The organism is Paenibacillus sp. FSL K6-1566, assembly GCF_038050475.1.
In the GTDB taxonomy this organism is placed as follows: Bacteria; Bacillota; Bacilli; order Paenibacillales; family Paenibacillaceae; genus Paenibacillus_AQ; species Paenibacillus_AQ lactis.
The window spans coordinates 1,014,846-1,031,485 of sequence record NZ_JBBOSR010000001.1 but is presented as its reverse complement, the minus strand read 5'-3'; the positions used below and the strand labels follow the sequence as shown (position 1 = coordinate 1,031,485).

The window sequence follows — 16,640 nt, the reverse complement described above, 5'->3', positions numbered from 1 at the left end:
ATGACGGTCACAGACGTATAATGGGCATTCAGCGTTGACGCGCGAGCGGAAGCATATTCATCCGGCTCCAGCACATTTTTCAGTTCCGCATATTCGGTTGCCCACTGCGTGTTCGCTTCGTCAAACGCCTGCGGAATACCGCCCCATCCGACATAGCGGGCCAGCACCGCCTGCTCGTCCGCTGTCGCTTGCCGCTGCTCCTGCTCCAGCTTGTTCAGCAGCCGAATCGCTTCCATGTTCCATTTGAACTTCGTTTTTGCGCCGCCATGCCCCAACTCATCATCCGTAATCCGGTAATTGACAGCCGGGACAGACGGGTGGGCTGGCGCGGCGCGGCCGGCCGCACGATCAGGGGAAAGGGAAGTGTCTGGCTGCGATATGGGCTCTGGCCCCTCCGTCACCGGCTCTTCCGGTAAAACCGCATCTTCCGCTGTTTCCCATGCCGCTTCGTCAGTCCGTTCCGACTCCTGTTCTCCGGTAATCAGATGATCGTTCAGCGGGTTTTCGCGCAGCATTCGCTCAAAATCCCGGCGATTCAACTCTTTGATGAAGAGCGGGAACTGACGGTCTTGCAGTACCACTGTTCGTTGCTCCAGCTGCACAATTTCATATTCGTCCGCACCAATCCAGACCGTGCTGCCCGCGTCATAACCGTAGTGCGCCCGTTCCCGGTTCACCGGCGCGTGTTCCTGTTCCGCTTGCGCTTCCGGGTGGGGAGACCCCACCGAGGGCGATACATCCGGCTGCGGCACATCGGACCTGGCCAATTCCGCCCCTTGCAGCCGCAGCTTTTCCTCCTGCTGCTCCGCAAAGGCGGGCAACCGCTCGGCTTCCTGCCGGTTCAAGTAACGACCCGCTGCCAGCAGTTCGCCGATACGTTTCTGCACGTTCATCCACGGCAGCACGACTCGCGTATCCGAGTTCATGATGGAGCCGCGGGTCAGCGTGATGCCTTTGCTGTCATAATTCATGTGAATATCCGTGCCGATCAGCGCGGGAAGACGTCCGCCGGTCCCGTATTCCCGTTTCAGAAAATCGGCGTTCTCCTGTGCGGACAGCGACTGCATGAAATGCAGCGCAATGCGATACTTGCCGTTCTCAAAACCGCTGCCGTTTTGCAAAATGGCGTCAATGACCGCTTGCGGCATGAAAAAAGCGGAGGCTTTTGCGTCCTCCGCTTGTTCCATCCACAGCGTCTGTTGCTCGATGGATGGTTCTGTCCTTTTTGACAAGTCAAATTCGTTCAACAGCATCATGCTGGCGATATGCCCGGCGATGACGCCCCAATCGTAAAAGCCTTGCGCCGTTCGTTGCTCCGCTGTACCTGTCCACAGATGCAAAACGTTGCGATACGGTTCAAACCCGGCCTGCACCCCTTCATCCAGCGTCAGTTCGGTGATGCCTGCCGGAAACAAACCGCGCACATATAACACACGCTCGCGCTCATCCTCATGAGCGAGGAAAAATGCTGCGATGTCCGACTTGCTCTCCCGCAGCGGCGCGGCTCGGAGCATGTCATTGATGATGGCGTGGTCATGAATAAACGGAAGACTTCGGTCCTCCGTTTCCCGGTCGTACCATTTTAGTGATAAATCAGTTCCGCCAGAATCAGTTCCTCCGCCTGTTGCTTCAGGTTGTTCATATGTCCCGTCCAGCCCAGCGGATCGCTCGCCTTGTCCGGTGCCGGGTGAGACGCGAGCAGTTCCTGTATCGTCCGGTCGATCTGCTCCCGCGCCGTCCGGTCGATGTCCGCCAGATGTTGGTTCAACTGCCCCGACAACATCAGATGGGCGTACATGCCCTTCCGCTCGGTTTTCAGAAACGTCTTGCGCATCATCCCGTACTTCCCGATGGTCGTCTCCGCTTCGCTCAGCGTCAGGTTGGGCAGCAGATAATCCCCTTGCGGCGTGTACGTCAGTTCCATGTTCATCCTTCCTTTCTTGCTGGGTAGCTTCATTGTGCGGCAAGGAATCGGGTCTTGCAAGGGTATGAAGCGACTGCCCCTTATTTGCACGTTGTGCATCCCGGCGCAGCGCCCGGACGGTCGATTCCACTTCCCGCAGCATCATCTCGGACACATCGCTGATCGCTGCGCCCAAGTGGGACAGCACAGGAAGCGTGTTGAAATACCCGATGCCGGACAAATCCTCGGTGCTGATGTAAGGTGCGGGATCGAGTCCGCAACGGATCATCGCCATGTAAGCGACGGCCGTTTCGGCAGCTTGCTTGAACAACAACTCCACATGCGAAATATCCAGGTCCTCCAGCAAACTGTGCTCCCGCTCTTTCATCAACTCCGCCACATAATCGGCGCTGTTGTCATCCACCGCATTCCGCGCAGCAGTGAGCAACGCGGCAGGCAGATCCGCACGCCGTTCGCTCTCGTCCGGCGCGCCGAACGCATTTTCCAGCGTTTCGATCACATGAGCCGTATCGCTGATCTGCAACCGCCAAAGCGACACCTGCGGCTGGCGTCTGCTCTGGGTATCCGATACGTCAAACACATGGCGCAGGCCCAGGTGGTTGCCCCGATCTTCGATCAGGGCAATCCCTTTTGCGCCGCGCTTCACCCAGCGATCCAGCCGCTTGTTCCAAACTTCAATCGGCGCGCAGGCCGTCGCGTCCGGACGTTGTGCGTAGATCAACAGTTGATCCTGAAACGGATATTTATAGTTCCAGGCCGCCGTCCGCAAAAAATCCGCCCAGCGGTCAGGCTGATTCGTCACCGTGCGAGCCGTGCCGGCAGCCAGTTCGACGATGCGCTGCAACTTGGCTGTCACGAGAGCACCTCCCTTACCGAAACGTGATTTGATTGGCCAGGCGAATGCCTTCTTCGGAATAACGAGCCGTAATCCGAATGAGTCCAATAAGTTGCAGGCGATGCAGATTTCGGCGGACAGTGGAAGGAGAGAGACCCACCTCCAAAGCCAGCTTTTTGCCGGACAACAAGACGCAGCCGTGCCGCCCGCCCGCGCGGTTCATCAGGTAGCTGTACAGCAGCTTTGCTGCAGGAGGGACCTTCGCTCCGACCAGCAGTTTATACCGCGTGAGATCATTCATAAGCTTCCTCCTCGGCAGACGCTAACGCTCCGTCGACCGTTCCGACAAACGCTCCGGCCGGACGTAGCAGTACAGATAGAAATTGTAGTCTCCCGCATGCGGGAAACAACGCAGGTAGTACCGATGGCGCTCTGTTTGAAAACAAAAGCCGTATACACCGGAATGCCACGCCCCCGATAATCGGGCCTCCGGATGCGACATGCAAAGTTGATGCATTCGGCTGCGGCTTTGAAGCCATCCCTGCTCCGTCAGTGCCTGCACAACCGCATCCAGTTCCGCCCGGAAAGCCGGCGTTTTTAGCGCTGGCAAATGCTCGAACCAGTTTGCCCAGAACGTCTCGCCGCTGCTGCCAAAATAACCGCGCAGATGCCCGATGCAACCCCGTTTCGTATCCTTCTCTATTGAAGCGGAATAAAAATAGGCCGCATCTTCCGACACGGCCGTTTGCAGTTTTTCCAGCATATTCTTTTCCTCCCGGCTGGTAGGTGTTCGCTCTAGGTTGCGACACACATAGAAGGGGAAAGTTCGATATCTGCCACAAGCCGACGGGAGGAAAGCCACACGCGGCTGTTTTTTCCGCCCGCCAAATCCAGTAAATAGCAGTACACCAGCTTGGCCGCAAGCGGAAGCGAGGCTCCGTCCAGCAGCCGATAACGAGTGAGATCGTTCATTGCGTCCTCCTATCGTTGCGTTTCCGTTTTTTTCTTCTGTGCGGCAGGCGTGGAAGGCGCTTGCTGTTGCTGCTCCACCAAGCGCTCCGGCCGGGCATAGCAGTACAAGTAAAAGTTGTAATCCCCGGCAAAGGGAAAGCAGCGCAAATAGTAGCGGTGATCCTGCGTTTGCATGCAAAACCCGTATACATCCGTGCTCCAAGCACCGCCGATGCGCGCCTCCGGATGCTCGCTGCAAAATCGTAACATATGCTGGCGGCTTTTCAGCACCTTCTGATCGCCGATAGCTTGAAAGACCTTACCCAATTCTTCTTTAAAAGCAGTCGTTTCAAAGGGAGAGCGCCGGGGAAACCAGGTTACCCAGAACTCCTCGCCCGACCGCCCAAAATCGCCGCGCAGGTGGCCGATGCAGCCACGTTCGATCTCCTCTGCGGCAGAAGCGGAATAAAAATAAGCCGTATCCTCTGGCGCGGCACTTTGCAGCTTTTCCAACATGTTTATCCCTCCCGTCTGGTGAATTTAATGGGTGCCTCCCGTCCCAAAGTCGTCGTAGCTGGACAAATTGGCATGATAAAAGACGACGTCGCCGTCCAGCAGGGAGAACGTTGCCCCGTATGGATCGACGAAGCTGCGCTGAAACCCTTCCATCCGCCACTGATTGTCCAGCGGCGCGTTTTTGTATTGCAGATGCGGATGGTTCAAGTCTTGATCGCGGATCGTTTCGATGTTGAAATTGACGATGATATACCCATCCTTTAGAAATACGGGCGCATGGTCGTCCAGCCGGTGCGTGCGGCCGTACTCGGCCAGATTGAAGCCTTTCGGCACCACGTACGGCGCGGCGGGCAAACTGTAGTCCCCCCGCCATCGCTGAACCGAAGCGTTGGCGCGGGCCGCACCGATGCCGGAGGGCACCTGCGTGCTTCCGACAAACGTCCGAAGCTGAGGCGGCAGCAGCATGATATCGTAGCCGCCCACATAGGTCGGCTTCTGCGCATCCTTTACATATTGATCGATAAACGTCTGCCTGTCTCCGGGCGAACCGTTTAGCGACCAAAGCGTTGCGGCGGTGTCGGTCAACTCCTGCTTCGGCACATTGCGCAGGCGAGCGTCGAGCGTCACATAACGTTTCTCCGCATCGTCGCTGGAGCCGATACGAATAAACCGCCGACTGCCTGAATGATAGTACAGATCGACTTCTTGCCTGTTCTTCCCCTTGCTGTCCACAAAATAAAACGTCGGTGTAATGAGGATGCCGTCGCCCGAGCCGAACATGTTGCCTTTCGTCATGACTTCGAATTTGAAATGGTAACCCGTTTTGACCGCTACGTTTTTCTTGCCGCTCTCGGGATGACTGCCTTGCCGTACCGGCAGCACGTAAGGTGGGGTATTGCCGCGCGGTGCGCCGTCAATGCCTTTCGTTCCGACCCAATAGGCGTTTCCTGTCGGCGTCGCGCTGCCCTTTTGGGTGCGGAACACCGATTCCCATGCAAAATCGGCAATGTCGGTGATGCGGAAATCATAGAGACGTCCGATCACTTCCACTGGAACCGCTTGCGCAGCCACATGGTTGGACAAGTCCAGGTTGGCATTCATTTGGGACGTGAAGGTAGCCGGGCTGTTCTCGGCAAACGTTCGGAATAACACGTCGTAATGGCCCTCGTCCACCCAAACGGGCAAGTAGAAGGTCGTCTGCAACTGGCCGACCGGGATGGACACCCACGTGTCCTTGGGGACGAACGTCGTACGATCCGCTTTGTACACATCGAACGGAAAGCGTACCTGCTTGTCCCTCATATACTTGGCATAATCCCGATTGCCGTAGCCCTTGATGTCCTTGTGCGGGCCGCTTGTCGGAATCGTTACGGTAAAGGGCCGGTCCAGAATGAGCGCAGCACGTCCGGCGGTTGGCTGCGTTTTCTGATTATGCGCCTGGTCGTCGGATACGGACGCCCAATTGACGACAGGCGTATGCACCGTCACCGGATTGATGCCGCCGATCGGATAGCTCTTGTTTTCCCCGCCGCCAATGCCCTTGACCAGCGTATAAAAGATAGTGCCGGTGCTCGGTTGATTCGCTTTGTTCGTTTTGGAAGCGTCAATGACATAGCCTGAGCTATACAGCACATCTTGCCCGACCATCGGCGGGGCCGGTATCGCCCCCGGCGTCGGCGCTTTTTCCTCGACGGTCCGGTTGTCCATGATTGTATTTCCGTTAAAAACGAACGAGTCGTTTTTCACCTTGATCTTGCCGATGGCGCTTTCTGCAGTTGACCTCCAGTCCTCATTCGGAACAGGAGGACGGCTGGAACCGCCGGAAATTGTTTGCCCGGGAAGCGTCACATTCGTATAGACCGGATCGGTAATATGCGCGCTGAGCGACGCATCATGCGCAGCGGAAACGGTTGGCGGCGCATAGCCATTCGGCTCCAGCGTAACCGTTCCCGAAGGAAGCGCATAATTGGAGACCGTCGCCTTTTGAATGCCGTACACTTCGAGATTTTGAATCGTCCAGAAGCTGTACTTGCGTTCAATCGAATAGTTTTTGGTGACCGTCTGTGTATCTGAACGCGGAACGGTAATGGTCGTCGGATTCCCATCTGCATCGGGCGGGCCGGGATGCGTCTCCGTCCAGGTGAGGGTGTACGTTTTGCTCACCTGAATCGGGTATTGCTTCGTGCCGGTCGTTTCCGTGAACGTGTTGCGATACAAGTACGATTTGGCTAAGGCGTTCACATACAGGCTCTCTGAAGTCGGAATGCCTTGCAGCACATCAAATTTTTCTGCGCCGCGCGAATCCGCCTGAATGACGGCTGAAACGCTTGGCTCCATCACTTCGGCCTGCTGGGAAGCGCCAGGCTGCGGTTCCCCGCCACCGTCTCCTTTCCGTACTGTATGATCCGAAGTGGAGTCTCCGGTATTCCCGTCCGTATCTTTCACGATGACCGTTATTTTGACGGTCACGCTGGAGCCGGAAGCGAACGGAATTTTGATCGGTAGCGACTTGCTGGCCGTCAGTCCGCTGAGCGCTCCGGATTTGTCACTAGGCACGGCCAATGTTGCGTTCTCGATGCTGGTGATCTCATAGGATTTCAACGACTTCTGCGACTTGGCTTCAAAAACAAAATCCCCGTCCACCGTCGTGACTGAGGAAGCGACATTGTCCGGCGCTTCGATTCGGGATGTCACCGTAACCGGAGAGGGGATTTTATAAATGCCTACGAAATTGGAACCGCCCGATCCGACCAGGATAGATCGTTCCCGGAGCTTCGCGTCTCCTTTTTCCTGAATGAATAGCTTTTCGTCGGGTTTGTTATTGTTCGTAATGTAAGAGCGGATGATTTCATACGTCTGACCGCCGGAAGTGATTTGTCCTTCAAACGTATGATTCGCCTCATCCCCGGTAGCGAAAACGCCTTTGTCCACTTCTTTGAGTTTGGTGCCGTCTTCTTTTTGATAGATGGCCTTCACCGGATTGTTCTCCGCATATTCGGCAACCGCGTCCGTTCCGCCCAGATGCACCGTAAAGCTTCGCATTCGCACCTTCGGATTCGTTTCGGGATTTTCTTGCAGCCAGTCTTTCCGCGTCGGGTCCTGCTTGGGCGATAAATAGGAGCGAACGATCGTATACGTTTTTCCATTGTCCTCAATTGTTTCGGGAAATTCATGATTGATCGTTTCTCCGACTTTGTACTTGCCCTTTTGAAACGTAACTTCCGGATTTTGAATGACTTTGCCGCCTACGGTTTTCGCAATCACATCGACCGGAAATTCCGCGCTTCGATAGGGCACATGAATGCCGAAATAATCGTCCAAGTCGTCCGGATGCGCCCAAGGTTCGGCCCTCTTGATCTCGTCCAGCGTATAAAAGGGCCCTTTGCGCACGTTGCCGTTTCCGTCGATAGACACCATGATGGCATACAAATATAAGTCGTCGTTGTCTTTGATGTCGCCCATGCCCGCTTTCCACATGCCTTCCGTGACGAGCGCCTCGCTGACTTCGTAATAGGTCGTGACAGGCTGGCCGGGGATGGGCGGATTCGGTTCCTGTCCTACTTGCCGTACTTGCTGATCCAAAAAAGAAGCGTGTTGGCCGCTTCTCGGATCGCCGCACTGTTTTGGCGCCGTATTCGTACATAATTGGTCACGGCGCACCGTCCAACCCACGGTTCTGTATTTAATGGACGATGTTGCAGCCGTACTTGTGATTTCAAAGCTGATTTTTCCTGCCTCCGTTCTTACTTTGGGGGTTTCGGCTTTCGCTGCGAAAGGAAAACCCGAAAATAAAAAAGAGCATGCCAGAAGCACGCTCAACGCCGATTTTATGAATTTGTTTTTCTTCATCTATTCCGAGTCCGCCTTTCTGATGAAATAATTGCGGAATAAACTGGCTCCCGGATCGACTTTCAATGTACTGCCCCAATCGCCGCCAACATTCGTGGAAAGAGAAATATCCGCGTAACCTTCGTACCAAACCTGCTTATCGAATTTGCGGTCATTGGGGAACCGCTCATCGTACAGCAAATTTTTACTTTCCGTGAATGAGTTGAATTTGATTCTGAACTTGGAACGTACATAATTATTTCCAAACCCGTCTTTATAGATCATGGAAGGCTCGGGATCAAGGTATCCTTCAATTTGAATCTTGTTTTCTTTAACCCAATCCACATACCGCCGGATGTATTTCAATTCCGCATTGGAGCTTTGCACCTTCGTGGCAAATACCGCCTGCGCCCAAGAATTGTCAATCGTTTTGTAATCTACGTTCAGCCAGAGTGCGCCAAACGTTTTCAGTCGGCTCATCCATATATCCACGTTTTTCTTATTGAATTCCGGTAGGGTTGAATACAATACCGATGAAACCTTGCTGTCCGTAGGATGCGAGTAGGGATAGGCCATTTCATAGGCTTCATTCGGCACATCGGCCAGAATGTACGGGTAATCTTTCGCGTTCTTCGGCAAATGGGTTGTGCGAATCAGACGGCCCCATTCATCATACTTCTCATTGGCTTCTTCTTGTGTGGAAATAAAGACGGTCGATGTTGGGCTATCCCAATTCACTTCCGCCCCCAGCGCTTCGCTGACAAAACGCAGCGGGACAAACGTCCGGCCGCCGCTGGTGATCGCCTGCGAATCGAAAGCCACCTCTTTGCCGTTGACGAGCGCCTTGCTATCGCCGATCGTAAGCACAATATGCAGGTCGTCCCGCTCAATCGGTACGGTCATCGTTTTGGGCTCCCAGCCTACGTTTGCGCCCATCTGTTCCGCGATGAATCGAATCGGCACGAGCGTCCGGTTGTTTTCATCGACAAATGCTTGTGCATCGGGAAACCAGATTTTTTGTCCGTCCATAACGACGCTGACAAAAGACGGAGGTCGGCTCGCCGCGCTTGCTGTTACGGTGAACAAGCTGCAAAGCATCGCGGCGGCAAGTCCTGCAATTATCCATTTTCTCACGCCATTTGCTCCTCTCTTGATAGGGGTCATGACAAGTTTGGAAGATTTCGACTGACACGTTCATCATAGAACCGATCCGACGGCGTGTCCACTTTCCGAAACATCGCCGTCTCGTTAAGATGGCGAGACCGGACAGTCCAGCGGCATATAGCCTTTTTGCGCGGCCGCTTTTTCGCTGGAAAACGTCTCTTCCACCGGATAAGTAAAGCCGCATGTGCTGCGGTAATACACCTTCATGCTTCCTTTCCTGGCTCCGACAATCTCTGGCTTCTTGAGCAAGCGGCTTCCGCCGAGGGCGTAATTGTTGTAAAACTTGCCTCCCATCGGAATGCCCTGGATGAAAGCAAGCACCCCGACGTCATCCACGGTATTGTTCCAATCTTCCTGTGAAATCGTTGGCAATGTAAACGTGTAGGAGAGACCAAATCGGGAAACCGATTCGTTGTGTTTATTGATCCGGTACGCGAGTTCGTCTTCAATTGCGCGGACGATGGTGCTCCGGCGCACCTGCTCAAATCGCTCCGCATCCTTTAATAACGCAATATTCGTCTGCTGCCCGACGTCGGCCCGCAAGCCTTCGTGCCAGCTCCGGCTGATCGCATCGTAAGCGAGGACGAAATCATCCAGCGTGAACGAAAGGCTGTTGCCCGTTGAATCGGCGTAAGCATACGGCTTTTTCGCTCCCCAAACCGGTTTCTGTTCCGTGTGCCCATCGGCTCCCGTCCACTCCTCCTCGGCATAGACGTAGAAGCCGTCGTAACCAATCACCGCAATAGCCGGGATATACCGACTCAACACGCCTTGCGCAACGGGATCGTCGGCAATGCCGAAGCTTGCGTACAGCGTCCGATAAAAAGCGGCAATCGCCTCGTCCTTGTTCAGCGCCACCCGCTTGGCCGATTCGTATTGCGTCTCCCGCTGCTGGTTCGCATTGACGGTCAACATCCGCGCAGCATCATCCACCGCCGCATCCAGCGCGGTGTTATAGCGCAGCTCGGAGAGTAGCGCCTTCCGCTGCGTTTCGACCTCGATCCGGTTCACGGTCGCAAACGGCAGAAAAATAAGCGCTCCGACAATGGCCCATTCAATCAGCCTCATTGCGCACCACCCCGCCGTAAGGAATGAAGATTTTTTCGTTCGGACTGATGGCCTGGTTCAGAAAATCGAACAGGATCGTGCCGGGAGTCCGGTTCGTATTTTTGACGGTGACCGCAAACGTGTCGCCGGCCCGCAGCTTGTAACGTCTCGCCGGATCGTCTTTTGCGGCCGCGCTGTTCGGGAACAGCACAGGCAAAATCTGCGCGTTGTAAAATAGGTCGTAGTGCACTTCGTAGCTGCCCCGAAACGTATCCGGCCTTGTCGGGTCGTCATAAACCGGCACGTACTTTTTGCTGCCGTGTTCCATTTGCACATCGAAGGTGTTACCCGTTGCCGCAATCGCCTCCATAAAGTCCGTATACATGGTCGGCGACACAAAGCCTTTGTCCCGCACCGCATCCACAAATGTTGTCGTCGCCCGCAGGACGACCAACTCCGAAATATCGTCCTGCTGGTCGAAGGCTGCGGAAATGGGGTAGAGGTAGAGCAAAAGAACGGCAATGAACGCCGCGAAAACTTTCGAGAAACTGTTCATGGCATTCTCCTTAGCGCAAAGCAAAAATGAGACGCAGCAGCCGCCCGGACGCATCCCGCTGGGCGACTGCCGTATACCGGGCATTCAGGCGAATGCCGGCGGGGACGAACGGGTCCCGATCGAGCGGCGGCGCGTATCGAACGCCGTCCACCACAATTTCCGCGTCTCCCGTCTCCAGCCGGGCAATGGATTGCGCTACCTCTGCGCCGGATACGGTGCCGTCGCCGGCAATCGGCGAAAACGTCATCTGCATGTTGCGATCCAGCGACTTTCCCGACACATAGGCGGTGGCGTTCAGCGCGGCCCCGGTTTGAAAGAGCAGCAGTCCGCTTGTTACGGCCATCAGAAAGAGAAGACAGGCCACGCTCATTTCCAGCATCGTTCTGGGGGCATGTTCCATCGGCTTCCTCCTTGGAAAAACTGGGCGTCCGTCTATACCCGAAAGGACGCCCCATCAGCGTTGTGATGTCAGTAAGGGCGCTTACTGCTGCCGAAACACGATGCCGCGAATGACGTTGCTGCTATCGTGCACCAGTTGCGCCCGAAATTTGCCGCTCGGATTGACGTAGTTGATATTCGCTTCATCGAGCGCATGGCTCAGTTGCCCCGGCGCTTCACCAACCACTGAGCCGTAGGTCACACTGTCGATTGGAACACCCGTGTTGATCACCTTGCCGTACCACTGACCTGCCGGATTTTTCCCGGTGACAATCTGGATGCCGAACTCTTCTTTATCACTGAACTTGCGCAGCGCGTTGACCACCTGACTGCCCGACAACGTCGTGTTGTCGTACACCGTAAACGCCGTTTGCGACAGCTCCGTCTGGATATTGCTGAAATTGCTTTGCGCCGCCTTGGTGGAGTCTTGCGCGGAAATAAACAATACGACGGCGAGGGTAATGAGCGCGATGGCAAGAAAAATGCCTGCCGCCATCACGAGTGCTTTTTGCGCGTTCGACATGAACCGATCTCTCCTTTAAATGAAATTTGGAATAAAAAAGACACTTCCCGTTTGGAAAGCGCCGCAACATGTCCGCTTACTGAATGCGCTGAAGCTGTTCGTAGTAAACGGACATCTGATGCAAGCTGACGATGACGAGCGGAATGACCAGATAGCCGAAAATGAGGGCCATCATCGGCGCAAACCCGATCCATTTTCCCCAGCCTGCCTTTTGCTCAATCAATTGCTCGTACTCCTGTTTGCGCTGCTCCTGCGCGTAAGCCTGTTCCGACTCCAGGTCGTCGAACGCTTCCCGGATCGGCAAACTTTGCGCAGCCAGTTCCAGCTTTTCGACCGTGCGGACGAACGGCACAAACGGCGCATCCTCTTTCAGCTGCGCCAGCGCCTGATCCGCGCCCTGTTCGAAATGGAGCAAGCAGGTTTGCAGCGGTTCCTTGAACACGCGGGCAAACTGTTCCATCCAGATGAGCAGATGCTCGACCGACATCCGGTCCATATCTGCCAGCATGGCGATGACGGCATGCAGTTGATCCACTTCATGCTTCATCTCCATCTGCCGCATGCGCCGCTGGAACAACCGAACGCCGACCGGCATGGCGTAGCCGCCCCATCCCGCGAGAGCGGCGAGGAGCGCTTCCCACCACTTCACATAATGATTGTCCAGCTTCGTGAGCTTGACCATAATGCGCCGAGCCGCGGCGCGAAGCTGATCGTCCTGGCCCGTCATCGGCGATTCGCTGCGGAGCAGGGCCATCACCGTTTCTTCGGTGCGATGCTTCACCTCCTTTACGCGATCGATGATGCGGCGATCGAGCGCCGCCGCCTCGCGCGTCTTGGCTTCCTCCTCCGGCGACAGTTGGCCGAACAGGATGCCCGGCTTTACCGGCGCATACAGGATTTGATGCCGGCTTGCGGCATGAAGCGCCATAAACATCCCGAGCACAGCCAGAAAAGCCATGCCCGCCGCCACGATGCGCTGCACATAGAGCCATTCCAGCCGAAGCGGCGACGCGGTGTCTTTAAGCAGCTTGACCATACGGTCAGCTTCCCGGGAACCGGGGGCGGGACCGAAACGATGCACAAGCCAGCGCATCCATGGCCATTCGTAAACCCGTTTCTCCCATCTTTTCCGGCCGGTTGGTTTTGGACTCACGTCCAGTTCCTGAATGTTCCTCAGCAGAACGTAGGACAGCCATACGACCGCCATCAGGCCGATTTTCACGATCCAGCCGGTCGTGCTCGCATAAAAGGCGTCCATGGCCGGAAAGTAATGGCTGGCCCAAGCTTCGATCGGCCGGGTAAACAGCAGCGGCAACAGCGCGATGGCGGTCAGTCCTTGCAACAGGAAACTGAGGCGCTCGCGGCGCAGCAGTTCCAGATTCAGTTCGGTCGCAAGCTTCCCAAGCGCCTTCAAGTACACGGAACCGGTTGCGGTTCGTTTGTCGCCGTATTCCTTCACCAGATGCGACAGCCCGGCCAAGCCCTGCAAATAGCGGTTCGGCGCGCTCTCGATATACTGCGCCAGCCGCTGCTCGGCGTCGCTTGCCGTGAGCACTTCGTATATTTCGTGTCCGTGCAGCGCCATCTCATACGGCGCGCCGTCCGCCGCTTCATAAACGGCTTCTTCCACCATGCCGTGCCGATGATAATGATGACGCACATCCGAAAAAAAATGCCGGAGTTGCCGGAGCAGTCGCGTCTCCAGCCGATGGACCAGATTGTCCGAAAGGATTCCGTGGCCTACCCAGAAGCCGATGCCAATCATGCCGAGCGCGGCCGGGTCGCGCACGCCGAGCGCCAGCGGAACAGCCGCCGCGAGCAGCACGCCCCATATGAGGAGCGCCGTCTTCATCGTTTCCAGCCGCAGCTTCCATTCGTCGCCAAGCTGGAGAATGGTCATTCGTTTGCGAAGTTGAAGCAAATAACCGCGCAGGATCGGCACGCGTTCGCATAGGCGATACAACTGCTGCAACACGCTGTACATCGTTTGCTTCTTGCGGGCTTTGCCTGGTTTGCGCAGCGCTTCATACCGCCGAACGGCCTCCACGTCCGAACCGTGACGGGATACCCATTGAAACATCGCCACCATCGCGAGGAACAGCACCGTCGCCGCGCCGAGCAACAGGGACAGCCATTCAATTTTCATCGCTATCCCCCCAGTGAACCGCCAAAAACGCCTCGAACGCCGCCTGGTCCGGCCCGGCGAGGCATGCGGCGATTTCCTTGCGGCTTCGCTCGGACAACGGATGAACGGCGACATAGCTTCCGTCCCGGTATTCGATGACGTTCCGCGCGACATAAAGCGGGCGGTCCGTCGAGCGGCGGAAATATTCCAGCATCGTCTCCATGAACGCCGTCATTTTCTCCTCGGTCGTCGTTTTGTGGCGGAACGTCTCCGGGTAGCCCGCTTCCTGCTCCACCGGGACGCATTCGGTAATTCGTTCAATGTAGCGATGTCCGTCCGCGTCCCGCCTGAGGTGAATGTCGAAGTTGATGACGCTGACGACCTGCTGCTCGGCCACTTTTTCGTTCGTAAACACCCCTGTCTTCAGCAGCGAGTTGCGCAGCGAATAGACGAGATCGCGGAACGTTTTGGCATGATGCGTAAACAAGGTGAACAGCGAAGCGACCTGCGCCATCTGCACCATCCAGGCTGCAACCGGGTCGGTCGCCACTTCTCCCAAAATATTGACCGAGCCGTCCGTTTTTTTCTGGATGTCCAGACCGTCCTGCCCGGAGATCGTTTCCGTTTCCCGCAAGCTTAAAATGTTGCGTTCCCGGTATATTTTCCGAAGCTGAAGCTCAAAGCTCATTTCCTGCACCCGGATCGGCAAGATGGCCGGAATGTAGCGCACCATCGCCATCAAGAGCGTCGTTTTGCCGCTGCCCTGTGCGCCGGTGATGGCCGTGATGCGCTCGCCCATGACGAGATATCGGATCAGTCCAATGGGCAACTCTGCGTTGGCGTCCTGAATCAATTGTTCCAGCGCTGCGTTTTGCACATCGAATTTGCGCACAAAAAAAGCCCACGATTCGCTGAACCGGGGGCGCAGCACGACGACGCGGGAGCCATCGGCCATTTCGTTCACCTTAAAGCCGTTCGCTTCGGACAATTGGCCGGGAAAATTATGTTTGTACACGTTCTGGCACACGCGCCGGAGTTCTTGCTCCGAGCCGAAGGACAGAAAGCTTAAATGAATGGATTTCCCTTTATAAAACAGCCACACGCTGTCATGTGACCTTGGCACCTCGCGCAGCAGCGCTTCTTCCTCCAGGCTCCATTCGCCTTCCCACATCGAGGGCGGGATGCCGGAAACACCGCCCGATACGCCATCGATTTTCATGTCACGGATTTCGTCGATGACGCTAAACCCTTTGTACTGCTGGTAGATCCGCTGCACAACGATCTGGGTTTTGTCCTCGGTGGGAAGCTTGTGTACTTCCCGCTTGTAGATGTCGCAGATTTCGTCGGCGGTAATCCGGTACGACTCGGTCTCTTCGTCTTCCATACTCCGTTTGGGGCGATCCAATTCGTATTTTTGAATCAGTTCGTCCAGTGCTCTCAATCGATGTTGTTTCTTAAACAGATGGAGCAAAATGTCGAACTGATCTTGCGGCGATAATTTTTTCGGATCGTCAAACGGCAGGAGGCGATTCAGGTTATTATCGTCCAGATGGTAGCGCTGCTCGAGCAAATCAGCGATGACCTGCTTCACATACGCCTTGTCCCGCAAATCTCCGGACGTGCAGCCCCGCAGCGCCTTCTTCAGTTCTGCGCGCTTGTTTTTGCGACGGCGGTATTCTTCTTCCGACAAGCCGAAGTCGATCAGGCTGCTGCTCGTCATCTCGTGCAGCGCCTCTTTCACGAACGCGGTCATCGCTTCCAGCGTATAGACCGGTTTTTCGTCCGGCTGCTCCGGCAAGCGGCGGCTCAAACGCAAATAGAGCAAGACGCCGATCGCAATGAGGATGCCCGCCAGAAGCAAAGCGTTCAGCGCGAACATCATCGGTCATCGTCCTCCTTCCCGCCGAAAAGAGGCTTGTTTCGTCCGACGTTGTTGATGATCGCCTGCGCCAATGCCCGCACCTGTTGCATAAAGGGATAGTTTTCATGATCGCGCGGCACCTGCCGGTTGCGAAATAGAAAACGGACGGCTTCTCCTTGTTGGGTCGCATCCAGCCAGCCCGTATTATGGACAATCGGGTACGCGGGCTCCCGCCGATGGAACTGGCGCTTGATATTTTGAACGGTCAAAGCGGAGCGAGGATCATATTGTCCGAATACAAGCAAATGCTTCCGGTTGGACTGAAGCTGCGCCTCCACCAGCGAAAAAGCTTGCTCCAGTTTGAGCATGTTTTGCGGCAGACAGGCGACCAGCAAATCCGCCTGACACAGCAGCGCCTGTGTCCACACCGACAAATTGCCGCTTCCGCCGTCCAGCAACACCAGATCGTAAGCGCGTTTTGTCAGTTCCAAGAGCGGCACGAGCCAGTCCTGTGCCGACGAAACAAACGATACGTCCGGCTTGTTCGATCCCGGAAGGATGTCGAGGCGCTCGGCGAGCAGCGGCAGCGTGTAATCCCGAAGCAATTTCGGTTCGAGCTTGCGGTTTTGCAATAGCCTGAGCAGCGCGTCGATTCCTACATCGGATGAGACGTCCGCTTTGTTCATCCAGGTCCGCCTTGGATAAAAGCCGCGTTCAATGGCTGCATATTCGCTTTGCAAATGCCCAAGCAGCAAAAGACGCGAAGAATATTCAAGACCGAGCAGCGCGGCGGAGGCGATCAGGTTGCTTGTCGTACCGGCTTGTCCCGAAATCGGACTCCAAAACACCACGGTAAAACCCATTGCTTCATC

15 protein-coding genes are annotated in these 16,640 nt (G+C 55.7%); 1 reads left to right on the top strand and 14 read right to left on the bottom strand.

The window, feature by feature from the left end:
- Positions 1-1,582: 1,582 nt before the first annotated feature.
- Positions 1,583-1,924, bottom strand: a complete 342-nt coding sequence (locus tag NST08_RS04525) for a TnpV protein (protein WP_251536386.1) — start codon at positions 1,922-1,924, stop codon at positions 1,583-1,585.
- A gap of 64 nt (positions 1,925-1,988) precedes the next feature.
- Between NST08_RS04525 and NST08_RS04520 the strand changes: the two genes are divergently transcribed.
- Positions 1,989-2,807, top strand: coding sequence for a hypothetical protein (locus tag NST08_RS04520; protein WP_251536384.1), 819 nt, complete (start codon positions 1,989-1,991; stop codon positions 2,805-2,807).
- Here NST08_RS04520 and NST08_RS04515 read toward each other — a convergent pair.
- From NST08_RS04515 to NST08_RS04455, 13 genes are all read right to left on the bottom strand, one after another.
- Positions 2,794-3,060, bottom strand: a complete 267-nt coding sequence (locus NST08_RS04515) for a helix-turn-helix domain-containing protein (RefSeq protein ID WP_251536382.1) — start codon at positions 3,058-3,060, stop codon at positions 2,794-2,796. The genes NST08_RS04520 and NST08_RS04515 overlap by 14 nt on opposite strands.
- A gap of 21 nt (positions 3,061-3,081) precedes the next feature.
- Entirely contained in the window at positions 3,082-3,522 is a 441-nt protein-coding gene (locus NST08_RS04510; protein ID WP_251536381.1) for a hypothetical protein, read from the bottom strand.
- A 32-nt stretch (positions 3,523-3,554) separates the two neighbouring features.
- Positions 3,555-3,731: a hypothetical protein gene (locus NST08_RS04505; RefSeq protein ID WP_160327402.1), complete on the bottom strand. Its 177-nt coding sequence runs from the start codon at positions 3,729-3,731 to the stop codon at positions 3,555-3,557.
- A 9-nt stretch (positions 3,732-3,740) separates the two neighbouring features.
- Positions 3,741-4,226, bottom strand: a complete 486-nt coding sequence (locus NST08_RS04500; protein ID WP_062410483.1) for a hypothetical protein — start codon at positions 4,224-4,226, stop codon at positions 3,741-3,743.
- A 24-nt stretch (positions 4,227-4,250) separates the two neighbouring features.
- Positions 4,251-8,075 carry a DUF5704 domain-containing protein gene (locus tag NST08_RS04495; protein WP_235594203.1) on the bottom strand — a complete coding sequence of 1,275 codons (3,825 nt, stop codon included), beginning with the start codon at positions 8,073-8,075 and terminating at the stop codon, positions 4,251-4,253.
- Positions 8,076-9,188, bottom strand: a complete 1,113-nt coding sequence (locus NST08_RS04490) for a copper amine oxidase N-terminal domain-containing protein (protein ID WP_062410482.1) — start codon at positions 9,186-9,188, stop codon at positions 8,076-8,078.
- A gap of 114 nt (positions 9,189-9,302) precedes the next feature.
- The gene (locus NST08_RS04485; RefSeq protein WP_062410481.1) at positions 9,303-10,286 is read right to left on the bottom strand and encodes a hypothetical protein; all 984 of its coding nucleotides are present in this window, start codon (positions 10,284-10,286) and stop codon (positions 9,303-9,305) included.
- On the bottom strand, positions 10,273-10,821 hold the full coding sequence (locus NST08_RS04480; protein WP_062410480.1) for a hypothetical protein: 549 nt from the start codon (positions 10,819-10,821) through the stop codon (positions 10,273-10,275). The genes NST08_RS04485 and NST08_RS04480 overlap by 14 nt, the downstream gene beginning before the upstream one ends.
- A 10-nt stretch (positions 10,822-10,831) precedes the next feature.
- The gene (locus NST08_RS04475; RefSeq protein ID WP_062410479.1) at positions 10,832-11,221 is read right to left on the bottom strand and encodes a hypothetical protein; all 390 of its coding nucleotides are present in this window, start codon (positions 11,219-11,221) and stop codon (positions 10,832-10,834) included.
- Between the two features lie 81 nt (positions 11,222-11,302).
- Positions 11,303-11,782: a hypothetical protein gene (locus NST08_RS04470; protein ID WP_041052829.1), complete on the bottom strand. Its 480-nt coding sequence runs from the start codon at positions 11,780-11,782 to the stop codon at positions 11,303-11,305.
- A 76-nt stretch (positions 11,783-11,858) separates the two neighbouring features.
- Positions 11,859-13,928 (bottom strand): hypothetical protein, encoded by a 2,070-nt coding sequence (locus tag NST08_RS04465; RefSeq protein WP_251536380.1) that lies wholly within the window; start codon positions 13,926-13,928, stop codon positions 11,859-11,861.
- Entirely contained in the window at positions 13,918-15,789 is a 1,872-nt protein-coding gene (locus NST08_RS04460) for an ATPase, T2SS/T4P/T4SS family (protein WP_251536379.1), read from the bottom strand. Before NST08_RS04460 ends, NST08_RS04465 begins: the two co-directional genes overlap by 11 nt.
- Positions 15,786-16,631, bottom strand: a complete 846-nt coding sequence (locus NST08_RS04455; RefSeq protein WP_062410476.1) for a ParA family protein — start codon at positions 16,629-16,631, stop codon at positions 15,786-15,788. The genes NST08_RS04460 and NST08_RS04455 overlap by 4 nt, the downstream gene beginning before the upstream one ends.
- Positions 16,632-16,640: the final 9 nt, after the last annotated feature.